10 protein-coding genes are annotated in these 10441 nt (G+C 57.7%); all 10 read left to right on the plus strand.

Translation table 11 applies throughout. The features are described 5' to 3' along the window. Positions 1-493 precede the first annotated feature (493 nt). Complete coding sequence (locus tag DWV16_RS03725) at positions 494-1363, plus strand: MurR/RpiR family transcriptional regulator (RefSeq protein WP_066452547.1); 870 nt, start codon at positions 494-496, stop codon at positions 1361-1363. A gap of 26 nt (positions 1364-1389) precedes the next feature. Further along, positions 1390-2214, plus strand: a complete 825-nt coding sequence (locus tag DWV16_RS03730; protein WP_066452545.1) for an SDR family NAD(P)-dependent oxidoreductase — start codon at positions 1390-1392, stop codon at positions 2212-2214. Positions 2215-2252: 38 nt separating this feature from the next. After that, positions 2253-3776 (plus strand): xylulokinase, encoded by a 1524-nt coding sequence (gene xylB, locus DWV16_RS03735; protein WP_066452543.1) that lies wholly within the window; start codon positions 2253-2255, stop codon positions 3774-3776. 72 nt (positions 3777-3848) lie between these two features. Next, a complete protein-coding gene (locus DWV16_RS03740) occupies positions 3849-4928 on the plus strand; it encodes a TRAP transporter substrate-binding protein (protein ID WP_118477837.1) in 1080 nt (359 codons plus the stop codon). 111 nt (positions 4929-5039) lie between these two features. Next, positions 5040-5531 (plus strand): TRAP transporter small permease, encoded by a 492-nt coding sequence (locus DWV16_RS03745; protein WP_066452538.1) that lies wholly within the window; start codon positions 5040-5042, stop codon positions 5529-5531. A 3-nt stretch (positions 5532-5534) separates the two neighbouring features. Next, complete coding sequence (locus DWV16_RS03750; RefSeq protein ID WP_066452537.1) at positions 5535-6818, plus strand: TRAP transporter large permease; 1284 nt, start codon at positions 5535-5537, stop codon at positions 6816-6818. Positions 6819-6904: 86 nt separating this feature from the next. After that, positions 6905-8329: an FAD-binding oxidoreductase gene (locus DWV16_RS03755; RefSeq protein ID WP_066452654.1), complete on the plus strand. Its 1425-nt coding sequence runs from the start codon at positions 6905-6907 to the stop codon at positions 8327-8329. A gap of 23 nt (positions 8330-8352) precedes the next feature. Next, complete coding sequence (locus tag DWV16_RS03760) at positions 8353-9456, plus strand: (Fe-S)-binding protein (protein ID WP_118477838.1); 1104 nt, start codon at positions 8353-8355, stop codon at positions 9454-9456. Positions 9457-9481: 25 nt separating this feature from the next. Then, a complete protein-coding gene (locus tag DWV16_RS03765) occupies positions 9482-10261 on the plus strand; it encodes an electron transfer flavoprotein subunit beta/FixA family protein (RefSeq protein WP_158572771.1) in 780 nt (259 codons plus the stop codon). Next, positions 10258-10441: hypothetical protein (locus tag DWV16_RS18820; RefSeq protein ID WP_370218745.1), on the plus strand; the 184-nt coding region annotated here is incomplete at its 3' end. The genes DWV16_RS03765 and DWV16_RS18820, both read left to right, overlap by 4 nt.

Raw genomic sequence — 10441 nt, forward strand, 5'->3', positions numbered from 1 at the left:
GGTGCGGCTGGCATCATAGGGCTTTGCCCGCATATGAAATACCCCCGGCTATGCCGGGGAATTATTATTCGGAGGACATGATTCGGGTGAGAAAGGCATAGGATGGGATAGGCTCCTGGAACCGGCCTTTGGTTGAAAAGGAGGCGGAATTCCGCAAAGCTGGACAGGCCCTGCGAAAAATGAAAAAATTCTCCGGCAAGTGAAAATTCAGCAAAGTTGTGAAAGATTGAAGTTCATCATACATTTAATGGAAGAACATTTTCAAAAATATCACGAGACTGTCAAAGCCTTTGGCGAAAGGACAAGTTCAATTGGTGATTTTTCAGAGAATGAAACGAAAAAGTTGATAAAATTCAGGTATGTTGAGCAGTTTGACTTTGATTTTTCAATCCCATAGAATCAAATTGAAAATAATATTCAAAATTGACCCCAAAATATCAATCTTTTTGAAGGATACTTGCAGAAATAAAAATAATCTTCAAAAGTGAAAGCGATGGGTGATAAAATGACCAGCCATACCCAGATCAGCCTGACGATCGACCAGAAACTGCTGGAGCTGACCAAAACCGAACGGCGGGTGGCGGATTACATCCTGGTGAACCAGGACCGGATCATCTATGAATCGATCACCGATGTGGCGGAGGCCACCGGTTCCAGCGAAGCGACCATTATCCGCATGTGCCGAAAGCTGGGCTACAAAGGCTTTCAGGATCTCAAAATCCGGGTGGCAAAGGATTTGGTTTCCCCGCTCGAAAAGATCCATGAAGGGGTTTGCGCCAGCGATTCGGCCGGCAGCATCCTGGAAAAAAGTTTCGACAGCGCAGTGGAAACGATAAACGCCACCAAACGGGTGGTGAGCACCCCTGAATTTGAAAAGGCCGCCAATGCAATCCTGCACACCGGGCGCCTGCTCGTATTCGGGCTTGGCAATTCGGCGCCGGTCGCAATGGATGCCGCGCATAAATTCCTGCGGGCGGGCATCGATTCAAATGCTTACTGCGACAACCACTTTCAGATGATTGCTTCGAGTTCGCTGAAACCTGGCGACGTGGTACTTGGGATCTCCCATTCGGGCAATTCCCGCGACATTGTCGAAGCGCTTGGCTATGCCAAAGAACAGGGCGCCACCACCATCTGCCTGACCAACTACGGGAAATCCCCGATCACCCGCGGCAACGTTTCGGACATCAGGCTGTTCACAAGCGCAGCCGAAACAAAATTCCGGGTTCACGGATTGACCTCGCGTATTGCGCAGCTCGCAATTATTGACGCGCTGTTCATCTATGTATGTTTGAAAAAGGGGGAGGAATCGATCAAGAATTTTGAAAAGGTGGATCAAAGCCTTTCTCTGAAGAAATATTGACGAAAATCAAGGAAAGGAGGAGCGCAATGATTGGAATTGATGTGGCGGGCATCCGGGTGGCAGTTACCGGCGCGTCCGGTGTAATTGGGCTGGCGATTGCAAAAGCGTTTCTGGAAAACGGCGCCTCGGTCGCGAACTGGGATCTTTCGGAAAGTCCCGAAGCGAAGGCTGCCGGAGACGCGCACCCGGGACGTTACCGGTTCATACAGGCCGATCTCGTCGAGGAAACGCAGGCCAAAGCCGCGGCCCAGGCGACAGCCGGGGCGTTCGGGGGGATCGATGTGCTTGTGAACAACGCCGGGATCATCGCGAAACAGGAGATTGAGCAACTCGATACGTCCACCCTTGACCGGCTTTACAGGGTGAATATCCGCGGAGCGGCATTCGCCGCGAAATACGCGGTGCCGTATCTCAAGAAAAGCGGCCGCGGCCGGATCATCAACATGTCCTCGGTGCAGGCGCTTCTGGGCATGGAAACGTACACTCCCTACACCTTCACCAAGGCGGCGCTTTCCGGCATGACGCGGGTTTGGGCGCTTGAACTTGCCGGATATGGGATTACCGTGAACGCCATCTGTCCTGGCTGGGCGGACACCGGAATGACCCGGACCGCACTGGTGGAACGCATGGCCGGGCTGCACGGGCTTCCGATTGAGGCGGCGCGGGAGCTGATCCTCTCTTATGTGCCGCAGCACCGGCTGATAGACCCGGACGAGATCGCCTTCGCGGCGCTTTTTCTCGCCAGCACGCTTGGCGCGGCGGTCAACGGCGTTGACCTTTCGCTCGATGCGGGGGTCGCAAACTGCGCCAAGGCCGGGCTCAGCATGCTTTCCCCATTTGAAAAACTGTAAAACCCTTTTCTATAGACAAAACTGGGAGGAGAAAGACCATGAGTTGTTTGTTAATGGGCGTGGACTTTGGCACCGGCGGCTGCAAAACGACGGTCATCGACACAGAAGGCAACGTGAAGGCAACCGCGTTTGAGGAGTACCCGTCCGACCACCGGCACCCCGGCTGGTCGGAACAGAACCCGGATCACTGGGTGAAAGCGCTGGTGAACACGGTGAAAAGCTGCGTGGAAACAGAAGGGGTTGACGCCGCGGAGATCGCGGGAGTGAGCTTTTCCGCTTCGACCCACAACGCGGTGCTGCTCGATGGGAACGGCGAAGTGATCCGTCCGTGCATCATGTGGAACGACCAGCGCAGCGCGGGGCAGGCCAAACGGCTTTGTGCGGAGCACGGCGAAAAGATCTTCCAAATCGGCATGCAAATGCCGACCGCGACCTGGACGATGCCGCAGCTTTTATGGATTCAGGAAAATGACCCGGAAAGCTTTGGGAAGATCCGTCACATCCTTTTCACAAAGGATTACGCCCGGCACTTTGTCACCGGCGATTGGTATACCGACCATGTCGACGCGCAGGGTACCCTGCTCTATGACGCGAGAAACTTTTGCTGGTCGAAGGAGCTCTGTGACCTGATCGGGCTGGACGTTTCGGTCCTGCCGCAGGTGATCAAATCAAAGGCGATCGCGGGAACGGTTCAAAAGCGGGCGGCTGAATTGACCGGCCTGCGCGAAGGCACCCCGGTCATTGCGGGCTGTTCGGACACGGCGGCAGAGGACTATGGCGCGGGCGCGGTAGAGGAGGGCCACCTGCTGGTCAAGATGGCTACCGCCGGCAATGTCAATATGATCCTCCGGGAGGCCGACCCGCATCCGAAAGGCTATACCTACCCGTTCGCGGTGGAAGGCATGTGGTACATGTGTATGGGCACCAACGCGAGCGCTTCCTCCTATCGCTGGCTGCGCGACGCGCTCTACGCGGTCGAAAAGGAGGCCTGCGAGACGAAAGGGGAGGACGTTTACCGGCTGATGGACGCGCAGGCGGCCGAAGTACCGGTCGGATCGCGGGGGCTTATCTTCCACCCGTACATCCTGGGAGAACGCTGTCCGTATTTCAATGCGAATTACCGCGCCGATTTCTTTGGGATCAGCGTGGTGCACGATAAACGCTACTTTGCGCGTGCGGTGCTCGAAGGGGTTGCCTACAGCCTCTATGACTGCTTCCAGGTGGTGAAGGAGACCGGACGCGCCGCTTCGGAGATCCGGCTCATCGGCGGCGGCGCGAAAAGCCCGCTTTGGTGCCAGATCCTTTGCGATGTATTTGGGGTGCCGGTTGTGCGGCCGGAAAAAGATGACTCCTCGTTTGGCGGCGCGCTTTTGGCCGGGGTAGGCGTCGGTGTGTTCCCAGATGAAGTCACGGCGGTGCGTCAGTGCAACCGGATCAAAAAGACCTATTATCCGGACATGGAAAACCACGCGAAGTATGAGAAGTTCTTTGCGGTCTACCGCGAGGTGACCGCGTCGTGCGCGCCCATCTGGGAGAAACTGCAGGAAATCGCGAACGACTGATCAGAGCCTGTTTTAGCGCGGCGGGAAGGCCGCCAAGACGAATAGAGACGAATTATTTAAGGAGGATTTCAAATGAAAAAAAGGATTCTTTCCCTGGTACTGGCAGCAGTTATGATCCTGGCGTTCGCGGCCTGCGGTTCGTCTTCCGGAAATTCCACGGCCCCGGCTGCTTCCGGCGCCCCGGCGCCGGCTGAATCCAAGGATGCGGCGCCTGCGGACAGCGGCGAGGTGATCGAGCTTTCCTTCGGTCACATCCAGAACCCCGGCCACGCGCTTGCGATCGCGCCGGAGGAGTTTAAACAGTTCGTCGAAGAGAAAACAAACGGCCGGGTGAAGATCACCATTTTCCCGTCAAGCCAGCTCGGGACCCAGCGCGAGATGATCGAACAGACGGTCATGGGCACGCTCGACATCAACTTTTCGAGTGTGGCGGAGCTCTCTACCGGTCTCAACAAGCCGATCATCGGCGCGTTTGAGCTCCCGTTCCTCTCCAAAGACCTGAAAACCCAGGAACGGCTGATCAATGAGGTCGTCATGCCCGAGCTGCCCAAACTGCTCGAGGGCACCGGTCTCAAGATGCTCAACTGCTATTCGAACGGCATCCGCCAGCCAATCTTAAAAACCCGTCCGATCACCAAGCTTGACGATCTCAAGGGACTCAAGATGCGCTGCGCGGAGACCCCGCTTTACGTCAACCTCTGGACATCGCTTGGATGCACCGTCGTCACCTCCCCGTGGAGCGAAGCGTACACCGTCGTGCAGCAGGGCGTTGCGGACGCGGCGGAAGCCGACGCGGTCGGCCTTGTGAACGTCAACCTTCAGGAGGTTTCCAATTACTATTCCCGCATGGGCCACATTGGCGCGATCTATCCGACCTACATCAACGAGGAAAAATGGAATTCGATCCCGGCTGACCTGCAGGAAATCATCATGGAATGCGCGGCCGAAAGCCAGGCGAAACAGATCGCCGACCGGCAGGGACTCGACGACATCGCGGAAAAGGCGATTGCGGACGCGGGCGTTGAGATCAACGACGTGCCGGACGAGGAACGCGCAAAGATGCGCGCGGCCTGCCAAAAGATGTACGATGATTTCGCGGCGGAAAACAACTGCCAGGAGCTGATCGACAAGCTGCTTGCCATCGACGCGTAAAAAGGGCTCCGACAGCATCCGGCTTCCCATCTGGAATCCGGCTGTGCGGCCCTTAAAAGCCGCACAGCCTGCTTTCGGGCCATATCCACCATGTAGTAGGGAGATGTTGCTATGAAAACATGGCTGAAGATAGACCGCTGGATCGATATTGTCCAGACCTGGATCTGCATCGTCCTGTTTGTGCTGATCCTGTTCTTCGGCAGTATCCAGATCTTTGGGCGGTACATATTCGGCGTTTCCACCCCCTGGTCAGAGGAGCTGATGCGCTTCTCGGCCATCTGGTTGACCATGGTCGGTTCGGCGCTCACCATCCGCGTGGATGGCCACGTGTCGGTCGATATCCTGCTGGGTTTCATGAAGAACAACAAGGCCCGGTCGGTCCTGTTCACTGCGGCGCGGCTGATCTGCGTGGTATTCCTGATCGTCTACCTGCCCGCGTCGATCCAACTGGTGATGCGCAGCGGGAATTCGATGGCCGCCTCGCTGCCGATTTCCTATGTGTATATCTATTCCGCGGTGCCGGTCGGGATCGTTATGATGATCCTGTCCTATATCACCACCATCCCGGCTTACGCGAGACAATATGCGAAAGGGGAGAAATAAACGATGTTGCTGATCGCAGGTGGATTTCTCATCCTTTTTCTGATCATCGGCGTGCCGGTCAGCTTTGCAATCGGCTTTTCTGGCGTGCTGGCCCTGATGCTCGGCAGCGATGTGCCGATTTTCATGGCGGTCCAGCAGATGATCCGCGGGATCAACTCCTTCCCGATGATGGCGGGGCCGCTCTTCATCCTGGCGGGTGAAATTTTGAGCGGCGCGCAGCTGTCGAAACGCATCCTGGATTTCAGCCGTTCGCTGCTTTCCTGGATGAAAGGCGGACTCGGTATGGTCTGCGTGCTGGCCAATATGATCTTCGCGGGCATCTCCGGTTCCGGCGCCGCCACAATGGCGGCGGTCGGGTCGCTGTGTACCCCGGAGCTCAAGGAATCCGGCTATGACCGTTCGTTTGTGGCCTCGCTGATCGCGGGTTCCGGTTCGCTTGGCCCGATCATTCCGCCGAGCATCAACATGATCGTTTTCGCCTCGCTGACTGGATTCTCGGTCGGAAAGCTTTTTCTCGGCGGCCTGGGGCCAGGCATCCTGATCGGCCTTCTGCTGATGGGCATGTGCAACTGGTATGCGCGCAGGCATAAGATCGACCAGGGTACCGGCACCTTCAGCCTCCGTGAGGTTGGAAAATCGTTCAGCAAAGCGTTTTTTGCCCTGCTTACACCGCTTATCATCATCGGCGGCGTCATCACCGGCGTTTTTACCGCCACCGAGAGCGGCATCATCGCCTGCCTCTACGGTCTCGTTTGCGGCGGTTTCATCTACCGCACGCTGCACCTCAAGGACCTCTATAAAATTTTCAAGCGGGCGATCGAATCCTCGGCCATGCTGATGATGCTGATGGGTATTTCGAACATCTACGCCTACATCTTCGCCAAGGAGAACGTCGGCGGCGCGATCAAGAGCATTATGCTCTCCATTTCCACCGATCCGACCGTGGTTGTCTGCATCATCATCGGCCTCATGCTGGTGATCGGATGCTTTATGGAAACCATCGCGGCGATGGTTGTCATCCTGCCGGTGATCTATCCGATCGTGCTGGAGCTGGGCGTGGACCCGCTCGTGTTCGGCGTGCTCTTTTCAATCGCCACGGTGGTCGGCGGGCTGACCCCGCCGGTTGGGCTCTATCTGTTCATCTCGATGAACATCGCGGAAGCGCCCTTTAAGGAGGCGATCCGCTATACACTGCCGGTTGTGCTGTTCGTGCTCTTTACGATGATTCTGACCCTGTTCGTTCCGCAGGTCGTCACCCTGATCCCGAACCTGCTCATGGGCACCTAGCGCGGGGCTTGCCCGCACAGATTATTTGGAAATGGATTTTCCGCCCATAAATGGCCGGGCGAAAAATCGGAAAGGGGCTTTACCTTATGCAAATCAACGAGCTTTTATATCAGTTTATCCGCTCCGAACTGGAGGACGCGGTAGGCGGAGAGAACGTGAGCACCCGTTCGAGCGACCTGCTGGTACATAGCGTGGACTATTTCTTTGTCAGCCGCATGTGGGAGGACCGCGGCAAAAACACCCCGCAGCCGGACTTTGTGGTGCGCCCCGGCTCGGCGCAGGAGGTCTCCAAGGTTCTCAAGATCGCAAACTACTATCAGATACCGGTCACGACCTGGGGCGGCGGCTCCGGTTCGCAGGGCGGCGCGCTTCCAGTGGCGGGCGGCATCGTGCTTGACACCAAACGGATGAACCGCATCCTCGACTTTAACCCCAACTCGATGTGCGTGACGGTCGAAACCGGCGCGAACTTCCAGCAGCTCGAATGGTATGCGAACGAACGCGGCTATTCGCTGATGCACTATCCGAGCTCAATGAACTGCGCGACGGTCGGTGGATTTCTTGCGCACCGCGGCATCGGCGTTCTCTCCACCAAATACGGCAAGATCGACGACATGACCGTGAGCCTTGAAATCGTGCTCCCGAATGGGGACATCATCGAGTCCTCGCCGGTGCCGAAGCACGCGGCCGGCCCGGATTTGGCCCAGATTTTTATCGGGTCCGAAGGGACGCTCGGCGTCATGACCAAGGTCACCCTGCGGCTCTATGAAAAACCGGAAACGCGGCGTTTTCGGGCGTTCCTCTTCAAGAATGTCACCGACGGCATCGCCTGCGGCCGTGACATCCTCCGGAAGGTGAAGCCTTCGATCATGCGCCTTTACGACGAAGCGGAAACCGTTTCGATCATCAAGGAAGTGCTCGGCTTTGCGGCGCCCGGCGCGTTCATGAACATCGCGGTCGAAGGCATGACCGAGATTGTCGATATTGAGGAGCGTATCATCCTGGAGACCTGCGCCAAATATGAGGCGCAGGACCTCGGCCACGAATACGGCGAGAAATGGTGGGACAGCCGCGTCACCTTTTTCTATCCCGGGCACGCGCTCGACCTGCCGAAGATGTACGGGACGCTTGACACGGTCGCCACCTATGACAACATCGAAAAGATTTATCACGCCAAAAAGAAGGCGATAGCCGACAACTTTGAAGGTGTGCGTTATATCGCGCATTTCTCCCACTGGTATGAATGGGGATGCATGATCTATGACCGGTTCATTATGGATCATCCGCCGGAGGATGCGGTCGAATGTATCCAGCTGCACAACCGAATCTGGAACGTCAGCGTGCGTGCGAGCCTTGCAAACGGCGGCGTGGTCAACGACCATCACGGCGTGGGGATCAAGCTCGGCCACCTCATGAAGGAACAGTATGGGCCCGGCATGCAGGTATTCGAGGCGCTCAAGGAAAAACTTGACCCGAATCACATCATGAACCCCTGCAAGCTGGGGCTTTAAGGCCAGAAGAGGAGGAATGACGCATGTTATCGGAAAAAGCGAACAAAACTGTAAAGGCCTGCCGGTTCTGCTGGATGTGCCGGCATCTGTGCCCCATTGGTCTCAAGACCGGCCGGGAGAACAATACCCCGCGCGCGAAGGGAATCCTGCTCGATATGGCGGGCCACGGCGAGGCATATTCGGTGTCGATGGCGGAAGATATGTATGAATGCCTGCTTTGCGGCGCTTGTGCCGCGGGCTGTGAAACCGGCTTCGATCCGCGGATCTTCATCCGCGAAGCCCGCACAAAAGCGGTCGTTGAGGATGTGGTGCCGGATTATGTGCAGGCGGTTATCGACAATCTCACCGAAACCGGGAATCTCTGGGGCATCCCGTCTGAAAAGAAAGCCGAAGCGCTGTCCCCCTGGTCGAAGGACAAAGCTGAGGTGATCCTCTACGCGGGAGAGACCGCCGCGCTCAAAACCCCACAGATGGTGGAAACGGCGGCGAAGCTGCTCGCGGCGGCGGGCGTCGATTTCGCAACGCTCCGCGACGAACCGTCCAGCGGGGCCATGCTGGGTGATTTGATCGGCTATGTGGACGACACAGCCGCCTGTGCGAAAATACTGGCGGAAGCGATCGCGTCAGCCGGGGCGAAAACCGTGGTCGTGCTCGATCCGGCCGACGCGAACGTCATGAAGCAGGAATATCCACAATGGGGGATCGAACTGGGCGCTGATGTCGTGACCGCCACCGCATACTTTGCGGAGCTGGCCGCGCAGGGCAGGCTCAATCCGGCGAAGGTCACGGTCGCGGACGCGACCTATCATGACCCGGACCGGCTGGCCCGCGACCTCGACGAGACCCAGCCCGCACGCGACCTGCTCGCGGCAATGGGGATTGCGTGGAAAGAGATGTTCTTTAACCGCGATATGGTTCGTTCCTGCGGAGAACAGGCGGTCAAGGCGCACTCGCCGAAGATTGTGGCGCTTACGGCGGCCGGGCGCTGGGAGGATGTCGACCGGTGCGGCAGAAAGACGGTGATCACCGCTTCACCATCCGACTATGAGATCCTCTCGGCGGACATCCCGAAGGGGCACGCGGTCGAAGACCTTTTCGCGCTGCTGGCAAAAGCCTGCGGCTTGTAAACAAAATGAAAAGCGGGGGAAAAGCATGGAAATCTGCGTCTGTTTAAAACAGGTTCCCGAAACACAGGATGTGGGGCTAGACAAAGACACCCATACCCTGCAGCGGGACGCTGCCACGCTGATTTTAAATCCCGCTGACGCAGCCGCGCTGGAACTGGCATACCGGCTTAAAAAAGTGCATGGCGGCAGCGTTACGGCGCTTTCGATGGGCGGAAAAAAAGCCGCCGCGGTGCTTTCATACGCGGCGGCACAGGGCGCGGACGCGACCGTGCTGGTGAGCGATCCGCTCTTTGCCGGATCGGATACCTTTGCGACTGCGCAGGTGCTTTCCCGTGCCGTCCGGCGTCTTGGCCCGTTTGACCTGATCCTCTGCGGCCGCCGGGCGATCGACGGCGAGACCGGGCAGGTCGGCGGCGAGCTTTCGGTGATGCTGGATGCGGCATATCTTGCAAATGTCTTCTCCCTGGGCGTTGAGGGGAACGAAGCGTTCTGCACGAGTTTGCACGAGGAAGGGTTCGACGAATACGCCGTGCGGCTCCCCGCGGTGCTTTCGATCTGCGAAGGCGCGGCGCAGGAACATATGCCGTCGCTTCTGGATCTGCGGCGCGCGCGGAAAGTCCCGCTGGAGGGGCTTTTTGCCGGTGACCTGGGATTTCAAAAGGGTGAGGCCGGGCTTGCGGGGTCCAAAACGCGGGTGCGAAGGGTCTTTTCGCCGGAAAAAGGGATGCGCCAATGCGCTTTCGCGGAGGATCTCCCGGCAGGCGCCTTTGCAATCTGCAAAAAACTTGCGGAGGTGACCGGATGAACGGGAAAAGCCGCCGCAATGAGATCTGGGTGATTTGTGAGACAAAGGGCGGTACGCTGACCGATGCTTCGTGCGAGCTGCTTTGGAAAGCGCGGGAGTTGGCGGGACACGCCGGGGCCGCGGTATCCGCGCTGCTCATGAGCGGCGCGGATACCGCATCCGCCGCGTTTGCGGCGGGGG

This window comes from Anaerotruncus sp. AF02-27, assembly GCF_003465835.1.
In the GTDB taxonomy this organism is placed as follows: domain Bacteria; phylum Bacillota; class Clostridia; order Oscillospirales; family Ruminococcaceae; genus Anaerotruncus; species Anaerotruncus rubiinfantis.